At 71.8% G+C, this 24,637-nt stretch carries 24 protein-coding genes and 2 pseudogenes; 11 read left to right on the top strand and 15 right to left on the bottom strand.

Annotation, left to right across the window (positions count from 1 at the left end; all coding sequences use genetic code 11):
* Positions 1-24: 24 nt before the first annotated feature.
* On the bottom strand, positions 25-1,629 hold the full coding sequence (locus ASE14_RS10065; protein ID WP_235511184.1) for a glycerol-3-phosphate dehydrogenase/oxidase: 1,605 nt from the start codon (positions 1,627-1,629) through the stop codon (positions 25-27).
* A complete protein-coding gene (locus ASE14_RS10060; protein ID WP_056654237.1) occupies positions 1,596-2,192 on the bottom strand; it encodes a TetR/AcrR family transcriptional regulator in 597 nt (198 codons plus the stop codon). The genes ASE14_RS10065 and ASE14_RS10060 overlap by 34 nt, the downstream gene beginning before the upstream one ends.
* 20 nt (positions 2,193-2,212) lie before the next feature.
* On the opposite strand from ASE14_RS10060, the gene ASE14_RS10055 reads away from it, so the two are divergent.
* Genes ASE14_RS10055 through ASE14_RS10045 form a run of 3 tightly spaced genes read left to right on the top strand, consistent with a single transcriptional unit; the run spans position 2,213 to position 6,526 of the window.
* Complete coding sequence (locus tag ASE14_RS10055; RefSeq protein ID WP_235511180.1) at positions 2,213-3,892, top strand: FAD-binding oxidoreductase; 1,680 nt, start codon at positions 2,213-2,215, stop codon at positions 3,890-3,892.
* 1 nt (position 3,893) lies between these two features.
* Entirely contained in the window at positions 3,894-4,886 is a 993-nt protein-coding gene (locus tag ASE14_RS10050) for a diacylglycerol kinase (RefSeq protein WP_082600471.1), read from the top strand.
* Positions 4,883-6,526 carry a GMC oxidoreductase gene (locus ASE14_RS10045; protein ID WP_056654235.1) on the top strand — a complete coding sequence of 548 codons (1,644 nt, stop codon included), beginning with the start codon at positions 4,883-4,885 and terminating at the stop codon, positions 6,524-6,526. Before ASE14_RS10050 ends, ASE14_RS10045 begins: the two co-directional genes overlap by 4 nt.
* Positions 6,527-6,577: 51 nt before the next feature.
* Here ASE14_RS10045 and purQ read toward each other — a convergent pair.
* The 5 genes and pseudogenes from purQ to kynA form a co-directional block, all read right to left on the bottom strand.
* A pseudogene (gene purQ, locus ASE14_RS20075) lies at positions 6,578-7,270 on the bottom strand (phosphoribosylformylglycinamidine synthase subunit PurQ); the annotation flags it as partial.
* Between the two features lie 110 nt (positions 7,271-7,380).
* Positions 7,381-7,614: pseudogene (purS, locus tag ASE14_RS10030) on the bottom strand (phosphoribosylformylglycinamidine synthase subunit PurS); the annotation flags it as partial.
* A gap of 91 nt (positions 7,615-7,705) precedes the next feature.
* On the bottom strand, positions 7,706-8,929 hold the full coding sequence (locus ASE14_RS10025) for a kynureninase (protein ID WP_082600812.1): 1,224 nt from the start codon (positions 8,927-8,929) through the stop codon (positions 7,706-7,708).
* 32 nt (positions 8,930-8,961) lie between these two features.
* Positions 8,962-9,945: a hypothetical protein gene (locus ASE14_RS10020; RefSeq protein WP_056654225.1), complete on the bottom strand. Its 984-nt coding sequence runs from the start codon at positions 9,943-9,945 to the stop codon at positions 8,962-8,964.
* Positions 9,946-9,947: 2 nt separating this feature from the next.
* The gene (gene kynA, locus ASE14_RS10015; RefSeq protein ID WP_056656126.1) at positions 9,948-10,805 is read right to left on the bottom strand and encodes a tryptophan 2,3-dioxygenase; all 858 of its coding nucleotides are present in this window, start codon (positions 10,803-10,805) and stop codon (positions 9,948-9,950) included.
* A 211-nt stretch (positions 10,806-11,016) separates the two neighbouring features.
* Between kynA and ASE14_RS10010 the strand changes: the two genes are divergently transcribed.
* Positions 11,017-11,667 carry a TetR/AcrR family transcriptional regulator gene (locus ASE14_RS10010; protein ID WP_056654222.1) on the top strand — a complete coding sequence of 217 codons (651 nt, stop codon included), beginning with the start codon at positions 11,017-11,019 and terminating at the stop codon, positions 11,665-11,667.
* A gap of 39 nt (positions 11,668-11,706) precedes the next feature.
* Here ASE14_RS10010 and ASE14_RS10005 read toward each other — a convergent pair whose 3' ends face one another.
* Positions 11,707-12,561 carry a VOC family protein gene (locus tag ASE14_RS10005; RefSeq protein WP_056654219.1) on the bottom strand — a complete coding sequence of 285 codons (855 nt, stop codon included), beginning with the start codon at positions 12,559-12,561 and terminating at the stop codon, positions 11,707-11,709.
* A gap of 215 nt (positions 12,562-12,776) precedes the next feature.
* Between ASE14_RS10005 and ASE14_RS10000 the strand changes: the two genes are divergently transcribed.
* Complete coding sequence (locus tag ASE14_RS10000) at positions 12,777-13,301, top strand: DUF1269 domain-containing protein (protein WP_056654216.1); 525 nt, start codon at positions 12,777-12,779, stop codon at positions 13,299-13,301.
* Between the two features lie 39 nt (positions 13,302-13,340).
* On the opposite strand, the gene ASE14_RS09995 is transcribed toward ASE14_RS10000, so the two are convergent.
* Together ASE14_RS09995 and purD are read right to left on the bottom strand one after the other, a co-directional pair.
* On the bottom strand, positions 13,341-14,291 hold the full coding sequence (locus tag ASE14_RS09995; protein ID WP_056654213.1) for a phosphoribosylaminoimidazolesuccinocarboxamide synthase: 951 nt from the start codon (positions 14,289-14,291) through the stop codon (positions 13,341-13,343).
* A gap of 7 nt (positions 14,292-14,298) precedes the next feature.
* Positions 14,299-15,636: a phosphoribosylamine--glycine ligase gene (gene purD, locus ASE14_RS09990; RefSeq protein WP_056654209.1), complete on the bottom strand. Its 1,338-nt coding sequence runs from the start codon at positions 15,634-15,636 to the stop codon at positions 14,299-14,301.
* Between the two features lie 73 nt (positions 15,637-15,709).
* Between purD and ASE14_RS09985 the strand changes: the two genes are divergently transcribed.
* Genes ASE14_RS09985 through ASE14_RS09975 form a run of 3 tightly spaced genes read left to right on the top strand, consistent with a single transcriptional unit; the run spans position 15,710 to position 17,115 of the window.
* A complete protein-coding gene (locus ASE14_RS09985; RefSeq protein WP_235511177.1) occupies positions 15,710-16,276 on the top strand; it encodes a signal peptidase II in 567 nt (188 codons plus the stop codon).
* A gap of 33 nt (positions 16,277-16,309) precedes the next feature.
* Complete coding sequence (locus tag ASE14_RS09980) at positions 16,310-16,693, top strand: sterol carrier family protein (RefSeq protein WP_056654206.1); 384 nt, start codon at positions 16,310-16,312, stop codon at positions 16,691-16,693.
* 53 nt (positions 16,694-16,746) lie between these two features.
* Complete coding sequence (locus tag ASE14_RS09975) at positions 16,747-17,115, top strand: potassium transporter Trk (protein ID WP_235511170.1); 369 nt, start codon at positions 16,747-16,749, stop codon at positions 17,113-17,115.
* 51 nt (positions 17,116-17,166) lie between these two features.
* Here ASE14_RS09975 and purF read toward each other — a convergent pair whose 3' ends face one another.
* The 3 genes from purF to ASE14_RS09960 all read right to left on the bottom strand — a co-directional run bounded on the left by purF (position 17,167) and on the right by ASE14_RS09960 (position 19,921).
* A complete protein-coding gene (gene purF, locus ASE14_RS09970) occupies positions 17,167-18,624 on the bottom strand; it encodes an amidophosphoribosyltransferase (protein WP_056654203.1) in 1,458 nt (485 codons plus the stop codon).
* Positions 18,625-18,747: 123 nt separating this feature from the next.
* The gene (locus ASE14_RS09965) at positions 18,748-19,179 is read right to left on the bottom strand and encodes a hotdog fold thioesterase (protein WP_056654200.1); all 432 of its coding nucleotides are present in this window, start codon (positions 19,177-19,179) and stop codon (positions 18,748-18,750) included.
* A gap of 130 nt (positions 19,180-19,309) precedes the next feature.
* Positions 19,310-19,921 (bottom strand): hypothetical protein, encoded by a 612-nt coding sequence (locus tag ASE14_RS09960; RefSeq protein ID WP_056654198.1) that lies wholly within the window; start codon positions 19,919-19,921, stop codon positions 19,310-19,312.
* 80 nt (positions 19,922-20,001) lie between these two features.
* Here ASE14_RS09960 and purM point away from each other — a divergent pair, with 80 nt between their 5' ends.
* On the top strand, positions 20,002-21,105 hold the full coding sequence (gene purM, locus ASE14_RS09955) for a phosphoribosylformylglycinamidine cyclo-ligase (protein ID WP_056654195.1): 1,104 nt from the start codon (positions 20,002-20,004) through the stop codon (positions 21,103-21,105).
* A 12-nt stretch (positions 21,106-21,117) separates the two neighbouring features.
* Entirely contained in the window at positions 21,118-21,879 is a 762-nt protein-coding gene (locus ASE14_RS09950; RefSeq protein WP_082600465.1) for an LLM class flavin-dependent oxidoreductase, read from the top strand.
* Between the two features lie 133 nt (positions 21,880-22,012).
* On the opposite strand, the gene ASE14_RS09945 is transcribed toward ASE14_RS09950, so the two are convergent.
* Positions 22,013-22,216: a DUF3073 domain-containing protein gene (locus ASE14_RS09945; RefSeq protein WP_056654186.1), complete on the bottom strand. Its 204-nt coding sequence runs from the start codon at positions 22,214-22,216 to the stop codon at positions 22,013-22,015.
* A gap of 201 nt (positions 22,217-22,417) precedes the next feature.
* Between ASE14_RS09945 and ASE14_RS09940 the strand changes: the two genes are divergently transcribed.
* Positions 22,418-23,593, top strand: a complete 1,176-nt coding sequence (locus ASE14_RS09940) for an FAD-dependent oxidoreductase (protein ID WP_056654185.1) — start codon at positions 22,418-22,420, stop codon at positions 23,591-23,593.
* Between the two features lie 25 nt (positions 23,594-23,618).
* On the opposite strand, the gene ASE14_RS09935 is transcribed toward ASE14_RS09940, so the two are convergent.
* Complete coding sequence (locus ASE14_RS09935) at positions 23,619-24,485, bottom strand: MurR/RpiR family transcriptional regulator (protein WP_056654184.1); 867 nt, start codon at positions 24,483-24,485, stop codon at positions 23,619-23,621.
* Between the last annotated feature and the right edge of the window lie 152 nt (positions 24,486-24,637).

The raw sequence follows: 24,637 nt of genomic DNA, 5'->3' as shown, positions 1-24,637 counted from the left end.
AGAGCCCGCCGTTTCGAAAGCGCGTCAGTCGAGTCTCGCCGTCGCCTCCTCGACGATCTCGGCGACCGCGGCGTGCGCCCGCTCGCGGTCGGCGGCGACGAGACCGATGCGGGTGCGTCGATCGAGCACGTCGTCGACGTCGAGCGCGCCCTCGGAGCGCACCGCGAACTCGATCTCGGCACGCGTGACGTCGATGCCGGGCGCGATGCGATCGGCCGGGTCGGCGCAGCGGGCGAGGTCGAGCACTGCGGATGCCTCGGCGCCGTAGCGGGCGACGAGGGAGGCCGGCAGCTCGGCACGCGCGTGCGCCGGCGCGGCGGCCACGGGAATCGCCGATCCGGGCGCGCCCACCAGCGGGAGCGTCTCCGTGCGGCAGCCGGGGTCGGCGAGGCCGGCGTGCCGGCACGCGAGGTCGACCGCGTCGCGGGCCATCGCGCGGTACGTCGTGAGTTTTCCGCCCAGCACGTTCAGCAGGCCGGCCTCGGAGACGGCGACGTGATGCCGGCGGGAGATGTCAGCTGTCGAGCCGTCGCCTCCCGTGTCGATGAGGGGGCGCAGCCCGGCGAACGCGCCGAGCACGTCGTCGCGACCGAGCGGGCGCTCGAGTGCCGCCGACACGGTGCGCAGCAGGAAGTCGATCTCGGAGTCGTGCGGCTGCGGCACGTCGGGCACCGGCCCGGGCGCCTCCTCATCGGTGAGGCCGACGACGACGCGGCCGAGCTGCTGCGGCAGTGCGAAGACGAAGCGGCTGATCGAACCGGGATGCGGCACGGTGAGGGCGGCCGTCGGATGCCCGAGCGCGGCGGCATCGAGCACGAGGTGCGTGCCCCGACTCGGCCGCATGCGGATGCCGGGGTCGAGCTCGCCCGCCCAGACCCCCGCGGCGTTCACGACGACCCTGGCGCGCACGCGGAGCGAGCCGCCGCCCACTGCATCGTCGAGGGTCGCGCCGTCGGCATCCGCATCGGCGACCCGCACGCGCGTCAGCACCGTGGCGCCGAACGCGGCGGCCGTGCGGGCGAGGGCGACGACGAGCCTGGCGTCGTCGATGAGCTGGCCGTCGTGCGAGAGCACGCCGCCCCGCAGGCCATCGCGACGCAGCGCGGGCGCGAGTCGGAGCGCCTCGTCGCGCCCGATGCGGCGCGGGTGCGCGAGCACGTCGGCCGGGGTGCGTGCGAGCATGCGCAGCCCGTCGCCGAGACGCAGGCCGAAGCCGCCGAACGCACGCTGCTTCGCCGTCACCGAGGGCACGAACGGCAGCAGCTGGGGGAGGCTCCGCACGAGGTGCGGCGCCACGCGCGTCATCAGGATGTGCCGCTCCACGGCGCTCTCGCGGGCGACGGCGACGTCACCGGTGGCGAGGTAGCGCAGCCCGCCGTGCACGAGCTTCGAGCTCCAGCGGCTGGTGCCGAATGCGAGGTCGTGCGCCTCGGCGAGCACGACGGAGAGCCCTCGACTCGCCGCGTCGAGCGCGATGCCCGCGCCCGTGACGCCGCCGCCGATGACGAGCAGGTCGACCGGCTCCCTGCTCGCGGCGAGTGCGCCGAGCTCGCGGGCGCGACGGGTGGCGTTCAGCGCCGAGGATGCGGTCGGGGTCAGGGGCGGAGATGTCCGTCGAGTGCGTGCCAAAGTTCGCTGCTCCAATGCGGCTCGTCGATGAGGTCGGAGACGGTGTTGTGGGAGAGGATCGCCGACTGCGCGATGAGCAGCAGCATGACGGCGAGATCGCTCGGTGCGCCGGCGCGCACCGTGCCGCCGCGCTGTGCGTGTTCGATCGCCGCGGCCAGCCACTGCAGGATGACCCGCTGGCTCTGGCCGATGCGCTGCAGCGTGTACCTGGTGAACACCTCGGGCTCGCGTTCGAGCAGGCGGCCGTAGAGCGGGTCGGTGCGGAACAGCTCGGAGAAGCGCATCACGTCGCGCACGATGTCGCCCCGCGTCTGCGCGGGTTCGGAGAGCTGCTCGATGAGCGAGACGGTGGCGCGGAGCAGTGCGGCGCGCACGATCTCATCGGCGCTCGGCCATCGGCGGTACACGGTGGGCCGGCTGACCCCGGCGTTGCGGGCGACCTCGGCGACGGTCACTCCGCCCACACCCCGCGCAGCGATGAGCTCGACGGCCGCGTCGAGCATGCGCGTCTCGGCCTCGTCCCAGACGGGCCGGTCGAGCAGGACTGCTTGACGATCTTCCATGATGTGTCACACTGTAACGCATGGTCGACGAAGACGGCACCGCCCCCTCCGCCACGACGCCGGGCGACGAGACATCCGCCACGATGCGCTGGAACGGCTGGGGAGACCCCGCGAAGGCGAAGGAGCTGCCGCTCGCCGTGCGCACCCTGCTGCCGATGCGGCTCGGGCGCGTCCCGAAGCCCGAGGTCGCGGTGGCACTCGACGACGTCGAACTCGCTCCATCGTCACTCGACCTCGCCGATCGAGCCGCGCTCGCCGCGGTCGTCGGCGACGCGCATGTCGCGAGCGACGACGACGCTCGCATCCGTCACTCCGGCGGGCGCTCGACGCCCGACCTGCTCCGTCGTCGCGCTCGTCGGCAGGATGCCCCGGACGCGGTCGTGTCGCCCGCCGACCACGCCCAGGTCGTCGAGGTGCTGCGGATCGCCGGCGCGCGCGGCATCGCCGTCGTGCCGTTCGGCGGCGGCACGAGCGTCGTTGGCGGGCTCGACCCCGAGCGCGGGGCGCACCACGCGGTGATCGCGCTCGAACTGCGCCGCCTCACGGGGCTCGTCTCGCTCGACGAGACGAGCGGCGAGGCCGTGCTCCACGCCGGCACCACTGGCCCCGAGGCCGAGCGACTGCTCGGCGCGCACGGCTTCGAGCTCGGGCACTTCCCCCAGAGCTTCCGCTACGCGACCCTCGGCGGATTCGCCGCCGCGCGCTCGTCCGGGCAGAACTCCGCGGGCAACGGACGCTTCGACGCGATGGTCACCGGCCTCCGCGTCGCGACCCCGAGCGGTGAGCTCGAACTCGGCCGTGCGCCCGGATCCGCCGCGGGCCCCGACCTCCTGCGGCTCTTCCTCGGCTCGGAGGGCGCGTTCGGCGTCATCACCGAGGTGCGGGTGCGCGTGCACCGTACGCCGGAAGTGCGCCACGCCGAGGCGTGGACGTTCCCGGACTTCGCCGCGGGCGTCGAGGGCCTGCGCCGGGTCGCGCAGCTCGGCACCGGCCCCACCGTCATCCGCCTGTCGGACGAAGCGGAGACCGGCGTCTCGCTCGCCCAGGTCGGGCGCATCGGCAAGGCGCTCGCGAAGGGCGCGAGCGCGGTGACGATCTTCGAGGGCGACGCCGAACTCGCGGCCGAGCGGCACGCCCGCACCGCGCAGGTGCTGCGCGAGGCCGGCGGGGTCTCCGCAGGCGCCGCCGCCGCCGAGGAGTGGGTGCACGGGCGGTTCAACGCGCCGTACCTCCGCGACGCCCTGCTCGACCACGGCGTGTTCTGCGAGACCCTCGAGACGTCGACCACCTGGTCGAACCTCGAACGGCTGAAGCGCGAGGTCACCGCCGCGATCACCGATGGCTTCGCCGCGCAGCGCGCGAAGTCGCTCGTGCTCTGCCACGTGTCGCACGTCTATCCGACCGGCGCCGCGCTCTACTTCACGATCCTCGCCGGGGTGAAGGGCGATCAGCTCGACGCGTGGGAGCCGGTGAAGGCCTCGGTCAACGACGCCATCATGGCGGGCGGCGGCACCATCAGCCACCACCACGGCGTCGGTCGCGACCACGCACCGTGGCTCGACCGCGAGATCGGGCCGGTGGGCCTGCGGATCCTCCGCGCCGTGAAGAACGAGCTCGACCCTGCGGGCGTCATGAACCCCGGCGCGCTCCTCGAGGCGGGCACGCTCCCCGGCGCGCACCCTGAACCAGGGAGCCGCTGACATGACCGGGCACATCGCCGTGCTCGTGAACCCGAGCTCCGGCCGCGGCCGCGGCGCCGCGGCCGCCGAGCGCGCCGTCGAACGCCTCGAAGCGCTCACCGCCGAGGTGCGCGTCCACGTCGGCGACTCGGTCGACGACACCCGTCGGCTCGCACGCGAGGCCGTCGCGAGCGGGCCGCGTGCCCTCGTGGTGGTCGGCGGCGACGGCACCCTCTCGTCGGTGCTCGACGCGGTCGTCGGTTCGGGCGTGCCGATCGCACTCGTGCCCGCCGGCACGGGCAACGACCTCGCGCGCGCACTCGGCCTGCCGTTCGAGGCCCACGACGCGGCAGCAGCAGCGGCCGAACTCGCCCTCCACGGCACGCCGCGCGCGATCGACGTCGGCGAGGTCGAGTCGGACGCGGGCATCGCTCGCTTCCTCACCGTCGCGGCACTCGGCTTCGACGCGCACGTCAGCGAGCGCACCAATCGCCTGCGCTGGCCGCGCGGGCGCGTCCGCTATTACCTGGCGCTGCTCATCGAACTCGCGCGCCTGCGTCCGATGCCGTTCGAGCTCGCGGTCGACGGGGGCGCGGTCCGCTCGATGCCGGGCACCCTCATCGCCGTCGGCAGCACCCGCAGCTACGGCGGCGGCATGCCGGTCTGCCCCGGCGCCGACCCCGCCGACGGACTGCTCGACGTCACCCACGTCGCGCCGCTCGGACGGGCGAAACTCGCGCGCCTCTTCCCGCTGCTGCTGCGCGGCACGCATGTCGAACGGCCGGAGGTGACGACGCTGCGGGCCACGCTCGTCGAGGTCGCCGCGCCGGGACTCGTGGTCTACGCCGACGGCGAGCGCGTCGGCGCCGGGCGTTCGCTCATCCGGGTGGTGCCCGGCGCGCTCACGGTGCTCGTTCCCGTCGAGCGCGGCGCGGCGGACCCTGCCGGCGACGCAGCAGGCGCGGACCGCGTGGCGGAGCCCGAGCCCGAGCCCGACGGGGAGCTCGCGGCATGACCGGCTTCGACCACGACGTCGTCATCGTCGGCTCGGGCTTCGGCGGATCCGTCGCGGCGCTGCGGCTCTCGTCGAAGGGCTATCGGGTGCACGTCTACGAGGCGGGCCGCCGCTTCGCGGACGCCGACTTCGCGAAGACCTCGTGGGACGTGCGGCGCTACCTCTGGGCGCCGGCGATCGGATGCTTCGGGGTGCAGCGCATCCACAAGCTGCCGCATGTCATGGTGCTCGCCGGGGCCGGAGTCGGCGGGGGATCGCTGAACTACGCGAACACGCTCTACGAACCGGGCCCGGCGTTCTTCGAGGATCCGCAGTGGCGGGCCCTCGCCGACTGGGAGCAGGAGCTCGCCCCGCACTACGCGACCGCCAAGCGCATGCTCGGTGTCGTCCAGGAGTACCCGCACTCGGGGCCGGTCGAGCAGATCATGGCGGATGCCGCGAACGACCTCGGTGTCGGCGACACGTTCCGGCGGGCGCCCGTCGGCGTCTGGTTCGGCCGCCCGGGCGAGACGGTGCCCGACCCGTTCTTCGGCGGCGAGGGCCCCGACCGCACCGGCTGCACGCTCTGCGGCAACTGCATGGTCGGCTGCCGGGTCGGTGCGAAGAACACGCTCGCCAAGAACTACCTCGCGCTCGCAGAACGGCTCGGAACGACGATCGAGCCGCTCCGCACGGTCGTCGAGGTGCGACAGCTGCCCGGCGGCGGATTCGCGGTCACGACGGTGCGGAGCGGTGCGTGGTTCGGCCGCGATCGCCGCACGGCGACCGCGGAGCAGGTGGTGCTCGGCGCCGGCACGTGGGGCACGCAGCAGCTCCTGCACCGCATGAAGGACGCGGGCGCGCTTCCGAGGCTCTCCGACTCGCTCGGTCGGCTCACGCGCACGAACTCCGAAGCCCTCGACGGCGCGGTCGCGGTGTCGGTGCCCGAGGGGCTCGGCCTCGCGAGCGGCGTCGCGATCACCACCTCGTTCCACGTCGACGAGCGCACGCACGTCGAGAACGTGCGGTACGGGCCGGGGTCGAACCTCATGGGCATGCTCGCGACGGGCCTCGTGCCCGGCGACCGTCCGCTCCACGTGCGGCTCGGGGCGCTGGTCGGCGGCGCCCTGCGGCATCCGATCACCACCCTGCGCCTGAGCTCGCTGCGTCGCTGGAGCGAGCGCGGCATCATCGCCCTCGTCATGCAGACGGCCGACAACTCGCTCACGCTCTCGCTCCGTCGCCGGTTCGGACGCCCGGTGCTCACGAGCGCCCAGGGCGAGGGCGAGCCCAACCCGAGCCACCTGCCGGGCGCGCACCTCGCGGCCCAGGCGATCGCCGCGCGCATGCAGGCGGCCGGCGGCGTGCCCGTCGAGGCGCGCGGCTCGTGGCCCGAGGTGTTCGGCATCCCGCTGACCGCGCACTTCCTCGGCGGCGCCGTCGTCTCTGGCACTCCCGAGCAGGGTGTCGTCGACCGGTACCACCGCGTGTGGGGCCATCCCGGCCTGCACGTCGTCGACGGCACCGCCATGCCCGCGAACCCGGGCGTGAACCCCTCGCTCACGATCACGGCGATGGCCGAGCGCGCGATGTCGTACTGGCCGCGCCGGAGCGCCGCCGACGAGCGGGCGACGCAGGAGGAGCTGCTCGGCCGCGGCTGACGCGACGCGCAGTCGGAAACAGGAACGGGCGGCCCGATGGGCCGCCCGTTCCTCGACGAGTGCGCGCTTGACGACGCTCGTGAAGAAGCCGAGCCCGTCGACGCCGGAGCGCATTGCGGCCGCGGTGTCGGGGCCGAAGCCCGGCTCGACCGCGTGCTCGGGGTGCGGCATCAGGCCGACGACGTTGCCGCGGGCGTTGGAGATGCCTGCGATGTCGCGGAGCGAGCCGTTGGGGTTCACGTCGACGTAGCGGAACACCACGCGGCCCTCGCCCTCGAGCCGGTCGAGCGTCTCATCGGAGGCGATGTAGCCGCCCTCGCCGTTCTTCAGCGGGATGGTGATCTGCTGGCCCGCCTCGAACTCGCCGGTCCAGTCGGTCGCGGTGTTCTCGACCGTGAGCACCTGGTCGCGGCAGATGAAGGAGCCGTGGTCGTTGCGGATGAGCCCGCCCTCGAGGAGGCCGGCCTCGGTCAGCATCTGGAAGCCGTTGCAGATGCCGAGCACCGGCATGCCGGCGTTCGCCGCGGCGACGACCTCGGTCATGATCGGGCTGAGCGAGGCGATTGCGCCGCAGCGCAGGTAGTCGCCGTAGCTGAAGCCGCCGGGCAGGATGAGCGCGTCGACGCCCTCGAGGTCGTGCGAGCCGTGCCAGAGCGCGACCGGTTCGCCGCCCGCGATGCGCACGGCGCGCTGGGCGTCGCGGTCGTCGAGCGAGCCGGGGAAGGTGATGACGCCGATGCGCATGACGACCCCGCTCAGTGCGTTTCGCCGGCGGGAGCGCCGAAGCCGTCGGCGGTCACGGACGCCGTGTCGGACGCCTCTTCGGCGAGTTCGGCGTTCGTCACCTCGTAGTGGATGCCGACGACGTCCTCGATCACGCCGTTGGAGAGGATCTCCTCGGCGATCTCCTTGACGCTCGCCTTGAGCGCGTCGTCGACGGGTCCGTCGACGGTCAGTTCGAATCGCTTGCCGATGCGCACGCCGCTGAACCCGGTGCGTCCGGTGCGGGCGAGGGCGCCGGCGACGGCCTTCCCCTGGGGGTCGAGCAGTTCGGCTTTGGGCATCACGTCGACGACGATGGTGGGCACCGCGGTTCTCCGTCCGGTGTCGAGAGTGTGGATGGGTCGATTCTACCGGGGCGCCGAGGTGCCGGCGTCTCCAAGCGGAACGGGCAGAGGGCTACGCCAGCCCGGCGCGCTCCGTGAGCACCGTCACCAGGGTGTCGCGCGTGGCCGCGAGGCCCCGGTGCACCTCTTCGAAACTCGTCGAGAGCGGCGAGAGTCCGATGCGGAGGCCGCCCGGGTCGCGGTAGTCGGGGATCACGTCCTGCTGCCAGAGCCGGGCGGTCACCTCGCGCATCGCGTCGTGGTGGAAGGTCACGTGCCCGCCGCGCTCCTCGGGGTCGGCGGGGGAGGCGAGCGTCACTCCGAGGGGCGCGAGCCAGTCGTCGGCGAGGGTGATCGCGAACTCGGTCAGCGCGACCGACTTCTCGCGCAGCGCCGGCATGCCGGCCTCCTCGATCATCGCGAGCGTCTCCTCCATGGCGAGCATGCCGACGATCGGGGCCGTGCCGGAGAGGAAGCGGCGGATGTCGGGAACGGGCTCGTACTCCGGGCCCATCGCGAACATGTCGGTCGTGCCCCACCAGCCCTGGATCGGCTGGGCGATCGCCGCCTGCAGGTCGTCGCGCACGTAGGCGAACGCGGGCGAGCCGGGGCCGCCGTTCAGGTACTTGTAGGTGCACCCGACGGCGAGGTCGAAGCCCCAGAGGTCGGCCTTCACGGGGACCGACCCGGCCGAGTGGCAGAGATCCCAGAGGATCAGCGCGCCCGCATCGTGCGCGATGCGCGTGAGCTCGGCGGCATCCGCCAGATAGGCCGAGCGGTAGGCGACGTGCGAGATGACGACGAGCGCGGTCTCGGGCCCGGCCACCTCGGCGAGCTGCTCCGGCGTCACGCCGGCCGAGGTGTCGACCTCGATCCAGCGCAGGCGCAGGCCCCGCTCGCGGGCGATGCCGTCGAGCACGTAGCGGTCGGTCGGGAAGTTGTCGGTGTCGACGACGATCTCGCGCCGGCCGGGGTCGCGGGCGATCTGGGCGTCGACGGCCGCGCGGGCGAGCTTGTAGAGCAGCACGGTCGTCGAGTCGCCGATGATCGTCTGGCCGGCCTTCGCCTCGATGACGGCGCGGCCGATGCGGTCGCCGATCTCGGTGGGCAGTTGCAGCCAGGCCTCGTCCCACCCGCGGATGAGGCGCCCGCCCCAGTCCTCGCGGAGGAACCGCTCGACGCGCTCGATCGCCGACACCGGCGGGCGGCCGAGCGAGTTGCCGTCGAAGTAGACGAGGTCGGTCTCCGCGCCCGCGAAGCGCTTGCGGTAGTGGGCGAGCCCGTCGGCGCGATCCATGCGGCGGGCGAAGGCGAGATGCGGGTCGTGGCTCACAATTGCTCCAGGTCTTCGGCGGGGGAGAGGCAGGCCGAGGCCAGCCAGGCGGGGAACTCGTCGAGGGTCGCGGGCGGCTCGCCGGGCACGAAGGTCGCGACGGCGCCGTCGACGGGGACCGGCCACGGGTCGGTGAGCGATGCCAGCACGGCGGCTGCCCCGAGCCCCGCGCGCACGAGCAACGCGAGTTCGGCGGGGTTCACGCCGAGCGGCTGGTCGCCGTTGCCGAGGTCGGTGCCGTAGAGCACCCGGCCGCCGGCGGCATGGAAGCGGCCGAGGTTGTCGAGTGCGATCCCGGCCTCGGGGGTCGGTTCGCCGTAGCCCGCCACGAAGAGGGTCGAGATCCAGCACTGCCCGGCGGCGACGGCCCGTGCGATGAGCTCGTCGTCGAGCCGCTCGGTGAACGGCGTGTGGGCGAAGGCGTCGACGCCGGCGTCGATCGCGAGCCGCGACATCCCGTCGCCTTCGACGTGAGCGACCACCGGAACGCCGGCGGCGTGCGCGCTCGTCACCACGGCGGCGAGCGTGGCGGCGTCGAGCACCGGCCCGGCCGCCCGGTTGAGCGCGACCTTGATGACGGATGCCCCGAACGCGAGCTGCTCGCCGACCGCCGTCTCGGCTGCGGTCGGCAGTGCGGCGCGCTCGTCGCCCGCCTCGACGACGATCTCGCGGGCACTGCCGGGCGATGCCCATGGCCGGCCGACGGGGTACCCGCCCGGCGCGGTGAGGAAGCTGCCCGCGAAGGCGACCTTCGGCAGGCCGTCGCGACGCGCGTGGCTCGCGATCGCGTCGAGCGGGCCTCCGAGGTCGACGACGCCCGCGAGCGCGGTGTCGCGCAGCGCATCGGGCCCGATGATCATGAGGTGCACGTGGTGGTCGATGAGGGGCGGCAGCATCGTGCCGGTCTCGCCGGGGCGCTGCGCGCTCATCGAGCGCCGCACGGGTCGTGCGAGCGGGCCGAGCTCGATGGGCCGGGGCATCGTCAGCCCGGGATCTCCGTGCGCACGGCGTACAGCTCGGGGAAGAACGTCAGGTCGAGCGCGCGGCGCAGGAAGCTCGCGCCGCTCGATCCGCCGGTGCCGGTCTTGTTGCCGATGATGCGCTCGACCGTCTTCAGGTGGCGGAAGCGCCAGAGCTGGAAGTTGTCCTCCAGGTCGACGAGCTCCTCGCACGTCTCGTAGGCGGCCCAGTGCTCGGAGGTGTCGGCGTAGATCGACGCGAACACCGGTACGAGCTCGGGGGAGAACGTCCACGCCTCGGTGACGTCGCGCTCGAGGATCTCGGCGGGGATCGGGTAGCCGGCGCGGGCGAGGAGGCGGAGGAACTCGTCGTACAGGCTCGGCGAGTCGAGGGCGTGGCGGAGGATCGCGGTCGCCGCGGCATCCGACTCGAAGACCTGCATCATCTTCGCGTTCTTGTTGCCGAGCACGAACTCGACCGCCCGGTACTGGTACGACTGGAATCCGCTCGCGTTGCCGAGCACGCCGCGGAACTGCGCGTACTCGGTGGGCGTGAGGGTCGCGAGCACCGACCACTGCTCGGTGAGCGTCTTCTGGATGTGCTTGACGCGCGCGATGCACTTGAGCGCCGGGGCGAGCTCATCGGCGCGCAGCAGGTCGCGCGCGGTCTCGAGCTCGTGCAGCACGAGCTTCAGCCAGAGCTCGGTGGTCTGGTGCTGGATGATGAACAGCAGCTCGTCGTGGTGCTCGGGCCGCGAGATCGGCCGCTGCGCCGAGAGCAGCGTCGGCAGGTCGAGGTACCCGCCGTAGCTCATGCGATCGCTGAAGTCGGTGACGACGGATGCCTCGATCGTGCGGGTGTTCGCTTCGACGCCGTCGATCGCGCCTTCGCGGGGTTCGGTTGGCTCAGTGGTCACGGCACCAGCCTAACCACGCGGGAGGGCCGACACGGCGGGCATCCCCTTGCCGGTCACCCGGCACGCAGCCCGCCGCGCCGTGACCCCTCCCCCTGAGGGGTCGTCGCCCCGTTCTTCGGGTAAACGGAGACAACCCTCCGAATCATACGCGATGGACGCGCGTACAGTGAACCCTGTGAGTTCGTCCCTGTCGCCCCGCCGTGACGCGAAGCGCAATCATGAACGACTGCTCGTCGAGGCGAAGCAGCTCTTCGCCGAGCGCGGCATCGACGCACCGCTCGACGAACTGGCCCTGCGGGCCGGGGTCGGCGCCGGCACGGTCTACCGTCACTTCCCCAATCGCGACGCGCTCGTGCGCGAGCTCTACGACGCCGCGGTCGCGGACCTGCAGGACTTCGCGCCGCAGATCATGGGCGCCGAGACGGGGTGGCGGGCGATCGAGATCTGGCTCGAGCTGCTCGGCGGGTGGATCGCCGCGTCGCCGCATCTGCCGGCCGTCATGATCCGCGTCGCCGAACTCGACCCCGGCCATCGGCCGGCCGCGCAGTTCGCGCCGATGATGGACAGCGTGGTCGCCCGAGCGCACGCCGAGGGGTCGCTGCGTCCCGACGTCACCGCCGTCGACCTCAGCGTGATCGTCGACATGCTCGGCTCCATCGGCCAGTACGGGGTCGCCTACGTGCCGTACTGGCGCAGGCAGTTGGTCGTGGTGCTCGACGGGCTGCGCGCCCGGCCCGGCCTCACCCCGCTGCCGGGCCAGGGGCAGTCGTTCGACGAGTTCCACGACATGTCGCACGCGAAGGGGCCGAAGCCCGCCTCGCGGTGAAGCGGCCGGCAGGTCGGCCGACGGGGTCGGCAGGCGGGGTCAGCCGGTCGGCCGGTCGGCCGCGCGCACCTCGACGACGTTCGCCCACGGGTCGTCGAAGGCGAGCACGAGGCCGTCGTCGCGCGTCGCGACCCGGTAGTGCGACATCCGCTCGTCGAGCGCGCCGAGGTCGTCGGTGCTCGGCACGACGATCTCGACCGTGCCGAGTCCGAGGGCGAGGCCGCGACGGCCGGCGCCGCGGCTGTTCCACGTGTTCATCGCCATGTGGTGGTGGTACCCGCCCGCCGAGACGAAGAGCGCCTGGTCGCCCATCTCCGCCGTGGTCTCGAAGCCGAGCCGCTCGACGTAGAACTCGCGGGCGCTCGCGACGTCGCCGACCGAGAGGTGCACATGGCCCACGACGGCGTCGCCCAGGCCGGTGCCCGATGCCGCGGCATCCGCCCCGCCCTCGGTGAGGTGCTCGCGCAGGTACTCGTTGGGATCGAGGTACAGCGTCGCCATCTCGACCGTGCCGTGCACCCAGCTCCACTGCGAGCGGTCGCGGTCGTAGTAGAGCTCGATGCCGTTGCCCTCGGGGTCGGTGAAGTAGAAGGCCTCGCTCACGAGGTGGTCGGCGCTGCCGGTGAAGGTGCCCGGATGCTTCGAGGCGATCGCGTAGATCGCCGTCGCGAGCGCCTCGCGGGTGTCGAAGAGGATCGCGGTGTGGAAGAGGCCGGCGTCGCGGGGCGAGGCGTGGCGCAGCTCGGGAGCGTGCTGGAGGATCACGATCGGCGTGGTGCCGCGGCCGAGTACCGCGACGGGGCCGTCATGGCTCAGCAGCTCGAGGGTGACGGCGTCGCGGTAGTAGCGGATCATGGCGTCGAGGTCGCCGACGCGCAGCGTCACGGCGCCCATGCCGGTGTCGGCGGCGAGCAGTCCCGCGCCTTCCGGCGCACCATTGGTTGTAATCACAACTAATGATAACCCCGCGACTGCGCCGGGTATTCCGGGAGCCGGTGCCGCCGCGAGCAGCCGGAAACTGGGCCTGCCGCTCGAGAGCTGTGATCCCTAGCATGGAGGCATCACGGCTCTCGGGGACCGACGGGGAGCCTTCCGGAGGGGACGAAGACATGGGTATGGACAACCTGGTGCTGTACGTGGCGACCTATGACGACGCCGGCGCGGCCGCCGACGACTACGAGACGCTGAAGGCGGCGCAGGAGGCGGACCTCGAGATCGTGTCGTCGGTGGTCATGCATCGCGACGCCGACGGCCGGGTCGCCGTCGACGAGCACGGAACGGGCCAGGTCGCCAGCGGTGCCTGGATCGGCGGTGCCGCCGGACTCGTCGTCGGGCTCTTCGCCCCGCCGCTGCTCGCGGCGACCGCGATCGGTGCGGGCGTCGGCGCGATCGCCGGGAAGATCGCCAAGAAGCACGAGGAGAAGAAGATGGGCGTCGACCTCGAGGAGGTCCTGCCGGTCGGCTCCTCGGCGATCGTGGCCGTGATCGACGACCGCTACCTCGATCGCATCGGCTCGGCGCTCGCCAAGGCGAGCAAGAAGATCGACAAGGCCATCGATCGCGACGACTACGAGGAGCTCGAGAAGGCGATCAGCGAGGGCGGCGACAAGATCGCGAAGGCCATCGCCTCGTAGGCCGGCTCAGCCGGGAGCTGCGCGGTCGGGCCGCTGCGGTCAGTCGACTGCGACCAGCCGATCGAGCAGTTCCCGGTAGCGGGCCGCCGTCTGCTCCACGATCTCGTGGGGGAGGGTCGGCGGCTCCTCGGAGACCTCCTGGTCCCAGTTCGCGGCGAGCCAGTCGCGCACGATCTGCTTGTCGAAGCTCGCCATGCGCAGCTCGGGCGTCGCGGCGGTCGCGTACTCCGCGGCATCCCAGTACCGGCTCGAATCGCTCGTCAGCACCTCGTCGGCGAGCGTCACGATGCCGGTCGCGCGGTCGGCGCCGAACTCGAACTTCGTGTCGGCGAGGATGACGCCGCGGGCCTCGGCGATCTCGGAGGCGCGGGCGAAGATCTCGAGCGAGAGCTCGCGCAGCTGGGCGGCGGCGACCTCGCCGACGAGTTCGACGGTGCGCTCGTACGAGACGTTGACGTCGTGGTCGCCGACCGGGGCCTTCCACGCGGGCGTGTAGATCGGCTCGGGCAGGCGGTCGCCGTTCCGGAGTCCCTCGGGCAGCGGGAAGCCGCCGATGGCGCCCGTCTCCTGGTATTCCTTCCAGCCGCCGCCCGTGATGAAGCCGCGCACGACGCACTCGATGGGGAACATGTCGAGCGTGCGGCAGAGCGTGCCGCGTTCGGCGAGCTCGGCCGGCACGTCGGGCAGCTCGAGCGCCTCGAGGCGGTCGTCGAGCGGGTGGGCCAGGTGGTTCGGCACCTGGGGCAGCTGGTCGAACCACCAGCGGGTGAGCTTCGTGAGCATCACGCCCTTGCCCGGGATCGCGGGCGAGAGCACGCGGTCGTAGGCGCTCACGCGGTCGGTCGCGACGACGAGCACGATCGGCGAGAGGCTCAGCGGGTCGCCGGTCCAGGTGTCGTCGTCGATGAGCAGCTTGCTCGGCACGTACAGATCGCGCACCTTGCCCGAGTAGACGTGGGTCCAGCCGGCGTAGTCCTGCGTGTCGTTCATGGTTCCCCTATTCCGCGACGCGGGCCGCGATGTCGGTGCGGTACTGGCCGCCCTCGAGTCGCAGGTGCCCGAGCGCCTCGTAGGCGCGTCGCCGCGCCTCGGCGAAGCCGCCGCCGACGGCGACGACGTTGAGCACCCGGCCGCCGGTCGCGAGGAGCGGCAGCTCGTCGGTGCCGTCACCGGTCGCAGCGCCGATCGCCGTCGCGGCATGGGCGAGGTGCACGCCGGGCACGGATGCCGCGGCCTCGATGCCCTCGATGGGCCGCCCGGTCTGCGGCGCCTCGGGGTAGCCCTCGCTCGCGAGCACGACCGTCACCGCGGCATCCGCTCGGAAGACCGGACGCGGGAGCGAGCCGAGTCCGCCGGTCGCGGCGGCGTGGAGCAGGCCGGAGAGCGGGGTCTCGAGGCGGGGGAGCACGACCTGCGTCTCGGGGTCGCCGAAACGCGCGTTGAACTCGATCACGCGGATGCCGCGCGAGGTGAGGATGAGGCCCGCGTAGAGGAGCCCGATGAACGGCGTCTGCTCTTCGGCGAGCTTGCGCACGGTGGGCAGCGCGATCGTCTCGATGACCTCGTCGACGAAGGCCTGCTCGCTGCCGAAGCGGCCGCCGCGGCCGTCGGCGGCGTCGGCGAGCCAGGGGAGCGGGGAGTAGGCGCCCATGCCGCCGGTGTTGGGACCGGCGTCGCCGTCGAGCAGGCGCTTGTAGTCCTGCGCCGGGGAGAGCGGCAGCACGTTCGTGCCGTCGGAGAGGAGGAAGAGCGAGACCTCCTGGCCGTCGAGGAACTCCTCGATGAGCACGGGGCCCTGCTGCAGGTAGTGGGCGGCGTGGGCGATCGCCGCTGCGCGGTCTTCGGTCACGAGCACGCCTTTGCCCGCGGCGAGGCCGTCGGCCTTCACGACGTAGGGGGCGCCGAACTCGTCGAGCGTGGCCTCGACCTCGTCGAGGGTGTCGGCGAGGTTCGCGCGGCCCGTCGGGACGCCTGCCTCCTGCATGATGCGCTTCGCGAAGGTCTTCGAGCCCTCGAGTGCGGCGGCCGCCTTGCCAGGGCCGAACACGGCGATGCCGCGGGTGCGCAGGGCGTCGGCGACACCCGCGACGAGCGGCGCCTCGGGGCCGATGACGACGAACTCGATGTCGTTGTCGAGCACGTAGTCGGTGACGAGCGTCGGGTCGGTCGGGTCGAGCGCGATGGTGGTGACGCTGCCGCGAGCCGAGGAGGTGGGGGATGCCGCGATGCCCGCGTTGCCCGGCGCCGCGATGATCTCGTGGCCGGCCTCCTCATCGAGGAGCGCGAGGATGATGGCGTGCTCGCGCGCGCCCGAGCCGAGGACCAGGATTCTCACCGGATCAGGCTACCGCGTCGGGCTGCGGGGCTTCGCCGTCGCGAGCAGGGCGGGTGCTGCGAGAATGGTGCGGGTGAGCTCAGACACGACCGGCGCCGACGACGCGCAGACCCCGGCCGGCCTCGACGACGGGCCGGAGCCCGGCGCATCCGGCCACCGCCTGTTCTGGTGGGTGCTCGGCATCGCCGCCTTCGTGGTGCTCGCCGACCAGGCCAGCAAGTGGTGGGCCGAGGCCGAACTCGGCGACGGAACCACCATTCCGGTGATCGGCGACCTCATCCGTTTCGTGCTCGTCTACAACCCGGGTGCCGCGTTCTCGATCGGCACCGAGTACACGTGGATCTTCGCGATCCTCGCCGCCGTCGGCGCGGTCGCGGTCGCGTGGTTCGCCTGGCGGGTCGGCTCGGTCGGCTGGACGATCGCCCTCGGACTCCTCCTCGGCGGCGCCGTCACGCACCTCGGCGACCGGCTCTTCCGCGATCCCGGCTTCGGCCGCGGCCACGTCGTCGACTTCATCGGCTACGGCGACTGGTTCATCGGCAACGTCGCCGACATCGCGATCTTCGCGGGCGCCGTGATGATCCTCGTCCTGACGTTCATGGGCATCGCGCCCAAGGGCGGGCGCGTCCAAGACGCCTGACCGCCGCGGCTCGTCGGTGGCAGAATTGCCCACATGGCACGCGTGAGGATCGGCGACGACATCGGGCGGGCGGCGGTGGCCGTCGTGCAGACGGTGACCGCCGAGGGCGCGGATGCCGCGACATCCGTCGACCGTTCGACGCTCGCGCTCGCGGTGCGCTACTCGCTGCAGCTGCTCGCCGAGGAGGCGCCCGGCGGCACCGTCGAGGTGCGGGTGCCGCCGTTCGGTGCCGTGCAGTGCATCGAGGGGCCGAAGCACACGAGAGGCACTCCGCCGAACGTCGTCGAGACGGATGTCTCCACGTGGCTCGCCCTCGCGACGGGCACGCTCACGTGGGCCGACGCGCGCGCGGCCGGGCGCGTGCACGCCTCTGGCCAGCGCGCCGATCTCAGCGAAGTGCTGCCGGTCATCAGCTGAGGTTCGCCGGGTCTCCCGTCGCCGTCGCGGCGAAGGTGCGGGACAATGGAGGGGTGACCGACCCCGCGAACACCCCCGAACCCGACGAGCGCAGCACCGAACCCGGTGCGGAAGCGGTCGTGCCGCCGCTCGAGATCGAGATCGAGCGCGACACCGTCACCGTGCGACGCGCTCCGCGATACTCGCGGTTCCTCACGCTGGGCGCCCTCGTCGGCGCCGTCGTGGCGCTCATCCTCACGGTCGCGTTCCCGGCGAACGACGAGTTCGACAAGGGGCAGGTGTTCGGGTTCCTGCTGCTGGCCTGCGGCGCGATCGGCGTCGCGCTCGGCGCGGTCGTGGCGCTCGTGATCGACCGGGCCTCCGCGCGCCGCGCGCAGGCCGTGACGGCCGAGCACGAGACGATCCACCCGATGGACGAGTAGCAGTCGCCCCGAGGCCGGTGCCGGCGCGGGTACCCGCGCCGCGGCATCCGCTCAGCTGAGCTGCGTGCGCTCCACCCAGCCGAGGTACTCCTCGGTGACCGTGCCGGTGACGTACTCGCCCGTGAAGCACGAGAGGTCGAGCTGGTCGATCGACGTGCCCTGGGTGATCGCGGCCTGGAGGTCGGCGACCTCCTGGTAGATCATGTGGTCGGCGCTGAGCTCCGAGGCGATCTCGGGGATCTTCCGGCCGAAGGCGATGAGCTCCTGCCGGCTCGGCATGTTGATGCCGTAGACGTGCGGGAAGCGCACGGGCGGCGCAGCCGAGGTGAAGGTGACCTTGTTGGCACCGGCGGCCCTGGCCATCTCGACGATCTCCTTCGACGTCGTGCCACGCACGATCGAGTCGTCGACGATGAGGATGTTCTTGCCCTTGAACTCCGTGCCCATCGCGTTGAGCTTCTGCCTGACCGACCGCTTGCGCTCCGCCTGGCCGGGCATGATGAAGGTGCGGCCGACGTAGCGGTTCTTGTAGAAGCCCTCGCGGTACTCGATGCCGAGCTTCTGCGCGACCTGCATCGCGGCGGGCCGCGAGGAGTCGGGGATGGGCATGACGACGTCGATGTCGCCCTTGTCCATGTGGGTCTCGATGGTCGTCGCGAGCCGGTCGCCCATGCGCAGGCGCGCCTCGTAGACCGAGATGCCGTTCATGATCGAGTCGGGGCGGGCGAGGTAGACGTACTCGAACGAGCACGGCACGAGCACGGCGTTCTTCGCGCACTGACGCGAGATCATCTGGCCGTCGAGGCCGATGAAGATGGCCTCGCCCGGGTGCACGTCGCGCACGATCTCGTAGCCGCCCGACTCGAGCACGAGCGATTCGGATGCCACGATCCACTCGTCGCGGCCGTTGTCGGCGGTGCGGCGGCCGAGGATGAGCGGGCGGATGCCGAACGGGTCGCGGAACGCGAGGAGCCCGTATCCGGCGATCAGCGCGATGACGGCGTAGGAGCCCTCGACGCGCTCGTGCACCTGCTCGACGGCCGTGAAGACCTGGTCGGGGTCGAGGTCGAGCCCGGTGATCTGTCCCTGCAGCTCGGTGGCGAGCACGTTCAGCAGCATCTCGGTGTCGCTCGTCGAGTTCACGTGGCGGCGGTCGATGCGGAAGAGGTCCTCCGACAGCTCGCGCGTGTTCGTGAGGTTGCCGTTGTGCACGAGGATGATGCCGTACGGCGCGTTCACGTAGAACGGCTGGGCCTCCTCTTCGCGTTCCGCGGCGCCCTTCGTGGTGTAGCGCACATGCCCGAGGCCGATGTTGCCGATGAGCGAGCGCATGTCGCGGGTGCGGAACGCCTCCCGCACCTGCCCGCGCGCCTTCGCCATGTGGAACACGGGGCCGTCGGCCGTCGCGATTCCGGTCGAGTCCTGGCCGCGGTGCTGCAGCAGCAGCAGGCTGTCGTAGATCTGCTGGTTGGCCGGTTCAGTTGAGACGATTCCGACGATGCCGCACATGCGAGCGATGGCTCCTCGAAGGTGGGGGAAGTGTCCGAGCAGGACAATCAATCCTCGCATACGCGCGCGGGTGAGCCGGCTGGGTGAACACCGGTGCTCAGCTGAGCAGAGGCGAGCGCGGAATCAGTACTCCGACGGCCGCGCGAGCACGGCCATGGTGCACCGCGAGATGCACACGAGCTTGTCCGCGGCATCCGTGATCCTGATCTCCCAGACCTGCGTGGTGCGACCGCGCGTGAGCGGCTTCGCCTCGCCGTAGACCCAGCCCTCGGCGACCGGACGCACATGGTTCGCGTTGATCTCCATGCCGACGCAGTAGTACTTCGACGAGTCGACCGTGAGGGTCGCGCCCCAGCTCGCCAGCGTCTCGGCGAGGGCGACGGATGCTCCGCCGTGCAGCACCCCGCCGGGCTGACGGGTGCGGTGGTCGACCGGCATCCGCCCCTTGAGGGAGTCGTCGGTGGTCTCGGTGATCTCGATGCCGATGGCTCGGATCATGGTGTCGTCGCGTGCGTTCGCCCACTCCAATGAGGGCTCGCCGAACCAGATGCTCATGCCGTCGAGTCTGGCATCAACCACCCCTCGTGGGTTGAGGAGGCGCGCCAGCGCCGCCTCGAACCGGCTGGCTCGAACGCGAGGTTTCGGTGGCGTCCTCCTGCGTCGGGCGCTCCTCAACACGCAGTGCTCACGCGAGCTCGGCGATGATCGGGTGCATGGCGTCGTCGAACGCCGAGGCATCCGACCGCAGCGAATCGGTGACGGCGACGGTCATGGAGCCGATCCACCACACGCCCGGCTCTGTGAGCGGCACGACCTCGACGTTGAGCTCGAAGGAGTGGGCGCGGCGGCCGACCTCCCGCTCGTGCTCGGCGATCGTGCCCGCGTAGGCGCGGTAGGAGTCGCCGCGCCGGGCGGCCGATGCGTTGCGGTAGCCGTCGTGCGCCCACTCGGCCCACGCCCGGGCCGCTTCGGCGTGCGGCACGATGGCGGCGGCGAGCACCTCGGCGCCCGAGATCGGAAGCGCCACCTCGGTCTCGAAGGCGTCGACGAGTTCGAGCGGCACGGCGGAGGGATGCGCCTCGGGTTCGACGGTCATCGCCCACCAATCGCGCCACTGGCGCTCGAGCAGGTCGTGCCGGTCGATCTCGAGCCGCTCTCCGACGGGGCCGACATCGCGCAGGCGAGGCAGCTCGACGGGGGAGGCGATGCCCAGCGCCTCGCGCAGATAGAGGGCGAGGAGGACCGGGCGACTCGCATTCTCACGGATCACCCACGACGGTGTGCCCCCCGGCTGCATGGCTGTATTTTAGTCCGCGTTTCGCCCAGCGGCACGGATCGGCACGCGGGGTGCGTGCACGGCGCGGGTACGCTGGACGGGTGACCTCGAACTCGTCCTATACCGCTGCCGGAGTCGACACGCAGGCAGGTGACCTCGCCGTCGAACTCATGAAGGCGTCGGTCTCCGCCACGCACGGACCGAACGTGCTCGGCGGCGTCGGCGGATTCGCCGGTCTCTTCGACCTCTCCTTCGCCAAGGACTACACCCGGCCGCTGCTCGCGACCTCGACCGACGGCGTCGGAACGAAGATCGCGATCGCGCAGGCGCTCGACAAGCACGACACGATCGGGCAGGACCTGGTCGGAATGGTCGTCGACGACATCGTCGTCGTGGGCGCGAAGCCGCTCTTCATGACCGACTACATCGCGTGCGGCAAGGTCGTGCCCGAGCGCATCGCCTCGATCGTCACGGGCATCGCGCGCGCCTGCGCCGAGACCGGCACCGCCCTCGTCGGCGGCGAGACCGCCGAGCACCCGGGGCTCATGGGCGCCGACGACTACGACGTCGCGGGCGCCGCGACCGGCATCGTCGAGGCCGACCGCCTGCTCGGCGCCGAGAAGGTCGAGTCGGGCGACGTCGTCGTCGCGATCGCCTCGAGCGGCCTGCACTCCAACGGCTTCTCGCTCGTGCGCCACATCCTCACGGGTGCCGGCGTCGGGTACACCGACACCTCGGCCGACCTCGGAACCTCGTGGGGCGAGGCCCTGCTCGAACCCACGCGCCTCTACACCGGCCCGCTCGTCGAGCTGCTCGCCGGCCCGCACGGCGACGCCGTGCACTCGCTCTCGCACGTCACGGGCGGCGGCATCGCCGCGAACCTCGCCCGCGTGCTGCCGATCGGCTCGTGGGTCGAGCTCGACCGCTCGAGCTGGTCGCCCGCGCCGGTGTTCCGCGTGCTGAACGACCTCGCCGGCACCACGCTCGAGTCGACCGAGGGCACCTGGAACCTCGGCATCGGCTTCTTCGCCGTCGTGCGAGCGGATGCCGCGGCATCCGTCGTCTCGGCGCTCGACGCCCTCGGCCTCCCGGCCTGGCAGGCGGGCACCGTGACCATCGGCGACCGCGATCTCTCGGGCTTCGAGCAAGGCGCCAAGGGCGTCGACGGCGGCGCGGTGCGACTCGTCGGTTCCTACGCGGGCTGATCGGAGGATGCCGTGCGGACGCCGGTCTCGATCGGGCTCATCGGCACGACCGATGCCTCGGTCGTGGCGGCGCTCGCGCCGCGCATCGAGCGCCTCGGGTTCCACGCGCTGTGGCTCAACGACGTGCCGGGCGGCGACTCGCTCGCCGGACTCCGCGCCGCCGCCGGTGCGACCTCATCGCTGCGCCTCGCGACCGGCGTGATCCCGCTCGACCGGCGCCCGGTCGACACGCTCGACCTCTCCGGGCTCCCCCAGGAGCGCACGAGCGTCGGCATCGGCTCCGGTCGCACCGCGCACCCGCTCGCGCTCGTCGAGCAGGGCGTCGCACGCCTGCGCGAGCGCAGCGACGCCGAGATCGTGGTGGGCGCACTCGGGCCGCGCATGCGCCGCCTCGCCGCCGAGCAGGCCGACGGCGCGCTCCTCAACTGGCTGACCCCGCACACGGCGGCGGCCGCGACAGCCGAGCTGCACGAGACGGCCGGAGATCGCCCGGTGCGCTCGGTGCTCTACGTGCGCACCGTCGCAGAGGCCGCCGCCCGTGCGGCGCTCGACGCCGAGGTCGAACGCTACGAGCACGTGCCGACGTACGCCGCGAACTTCGCCCGCCTCGGCATCCGCCCGATCGATGCGACGATCGACGGCGCCCGAGATCTCGCCGCCTACGAGTCCACGGTCGACGAGATCGTGCTGCGGGCGATCACGCCGAGCGGGTCGCGCGCCGAACTCGAACGCTTCGTCGACGACACCGCGGAGTGGCTCGAAGGCGCGGACTAGCGCCGGATCGACCGGATGCCGAGGCATCCGTCACCGCGACGCCGCAGGTCCGGATGCCGCAGGACCGACCGCGCACCGGAGGAACTGGTCTACCGGTGGAGCGAGGTCGGAGCGAGCTGGGAGAGGAGCGCGCTCAGGCGCGCTGTTCATCTCCCGCGACGTAGGTGTCGTCATCGTCGGCGGCATACTCCGCCCACTTCGACGCCTCTTCGCTGTACTCGTCATGCGGCGAGCTCGTGAGCTCGCGCTCAAGCGCGTTGTAGTCGGTGTTCGGGCTGAAGTACTTCAGCTCCCGAGCGACTTTGGTGTGCTTGGCTTTCTGACGGCCGCGCCCCATGCGTGACCCCCTTACGGCATCTGGCCGGGTGGGATTTGGTCTTCACCCGGCGCTCATCTGATAAATGAATTCGTCCAACCGCCAGTTTAGCACCGCCGCCGACCCGGTTCGGCTCCCTCCACAGGCGTGCCCGAGGCCGTATGGTGGGCTTTCGCCCGTGTGCTGCGAGCACACAGCAAGCCATGCTGAGATTGTCAGGTGATGACGAGCCCCGAACGCGTGAAGGTCGTGGTGATCGGCGCCGGGCAGGCCGGCCTGTCGGTCGCCTTCTACCTGCGTCGATTCGAGCTGGTCGCCGACCAGGACTTCGTCATGCTCGACCGTGCGCCGGGGCCCGGCGGGGCGTGGCAGCATCGCTGGTCGTCGCTCCGGCTCGGCACCGCGCACAAGGTCAACGACCTGCCCGGCATGTCCGAACTCGGCCTGAGCTTCGACACCGCCGACCGCAACCTGTCCGCGAAAGACGTCGTCGCCGACTACTACGACCGTTTCGAGCAGCACTTCGACCTGCGCGTGCGGCGGCCCATGAACGTGCGACAGGTCGTGAACGCCGGGGTCGACCTGCAGGTGCGGTACGAAGACCTTGCCCCGCAGCCGCTCGAGGAGCAGAAGGCCGCCCGCGGCCTCTTCGGGCGACGGCGCAAGACCTTCGAGGAGCCCGATCAGCCCCTCGCGCCGCAGCACGAGATCAGCACCCAGTTCCTCGTGAACGCGACCGGCACCTGGGGTTCGCCCTTCGTGCCGTATTACCCGGGCATGGCCGAGTTCGCCGGCCGGCACGTGCACACCTCCGACTTCACCGACGCAGAGGACTTCCGCGACAAGCACGTCGTCGTGGTCGGCGGCGGCACCTCCGCCATCGGGTTCATGCTCGAACTCGAAGAGGTCGCGGCCGGGCTCACCTGGGTCTCCCGACGTCCCATCGACTGGCTCGACCGCCAGGAGCTCGACCTCGAAGGGGCATCCGCCGCCGTCGCCATGCAGGACGAAGCGGCGCGCTCCGGCCGGGCGCTGCCGTCGATCGTCAGCGGCACCGGCGTGCCGAAGAGCCGCCGCATGGCCGCGGGCATCGAGCGCGGACTGCTCGTCGCGCGGCCGATGTTCGACCGCATCGAGGCCGACCGGGTCGTCTGGGAGGGCGAGGATTCGGGCATGGCCAGGGCCGACGTCATCATCTGGGCCACCGGGTTCCGCCCCGACCTGCGCCACCTCGCCCCGCTGAAGCTGCGCGAGAAGGCGGGCGGCATCACCGTCGGCCAGGGTGCCGCCTGGAGCGACCCGAGGATCTTCCTCGCCGGCTACGGGCCGCAGGCCTCGACGATCGGCGCGAGCCGTGCCGGCCGCATGATCGCGCGCCAGATCATGGCGATGCTCTAGCGGCTGTCGCCGGGCATCGGCGAGGTCAGCCGTCGAGTCGGTGGGCCTGCACCGCGTCGTACGTGAGCCGCAGCAGCTCACCCGCTCGATCGATCTCGCCTTGCAGCAGGCGCACGACGAGGAAGTCGACGATCGCCATCTGCGCGAGGCGGCTCGACATGGCCCCCGTGCGGTACCGGGACTCGCGCGCGCTCGTCACGAGCAGCTGATCGGCGACCCCGGCGAGCGGGGAATCGGGGTAGTTCGTGATCGCCACCGTCGTGGCCCCACGGCCGCGGGCGAGGGTGAGCATCTGGTACGTCTCGAGGGTCTGGCCCGAATGCGAGACGCCGATCGCGATGCTGCCCGGCCCGGTCAGCGCGAACGAGGTCAGGGCGAGGTGCGCATCCGTCCAGCAGAAGCTCGGCACGCCGATGCGGTGCAGCTTCAGTTGCAGGTCCTGAGCGGTCAGTCCGCTCGAGCCGGCGCCGAAGACGTCGATGCGGGGGGCCGTTCGGATCCCCGCGACCACGGCGTCGAGCGCGTCGAGATCGAGGCTGCGCGCGGTCTCCTCGATCGCGCGCGCCTCCTGGTAGGCCACCTTCGTGACCACGTCGAGCGCGGAATCGTCCGCATCGATCTCCGCATCGTCGACGCGGAAGAGCTCGCGCGCCGCCTGTTCGCGGCTGTTCGCGGCCGCGATCGCGATGCGGAACTCCTTGTAGCCCGCGTAGCCCACCGCTCGGCAGAAGCGGGCGACCGAAGCCGGCGATGTCTCGGCGAGCTCTGCGAGGCGGGTGATGGTCGACTCGACCACGACGGCGGGCCGGTCCAGCACGAGTTCCGCGATGTGGAACTCGGACTTCGAGAGCGATGGCATCCGCTGTCGGAGGGCGACGAATACGTCGGTCATCGGGGGCCTCCCAGTGCGGCCGCGATGTCGGCTGGCCGACGTCGTATCGGACGGAGTTCATCCGAGGCTCGTTGCGGAGGCACACGGTTGGAGTCGAATACTACCGGGCGGGGGCGGAGCGTCCCGGTCGCCGCGATGGCTGGAGAACGTAC

This window comes from Agromyces sp. Root81, assembly GCF_001429165.1.
Taxonomy (GTDB): Bacteria; Actinomycetota; Actinomycetes; order Actinomycetales; family Microbacteriaceae; genus Agromyces.
The sequence above is the reverse complement of the archived record's forward strand: the minus strand, read 5'-3'. Positions and strand labels throughout refer to the sequence as shown.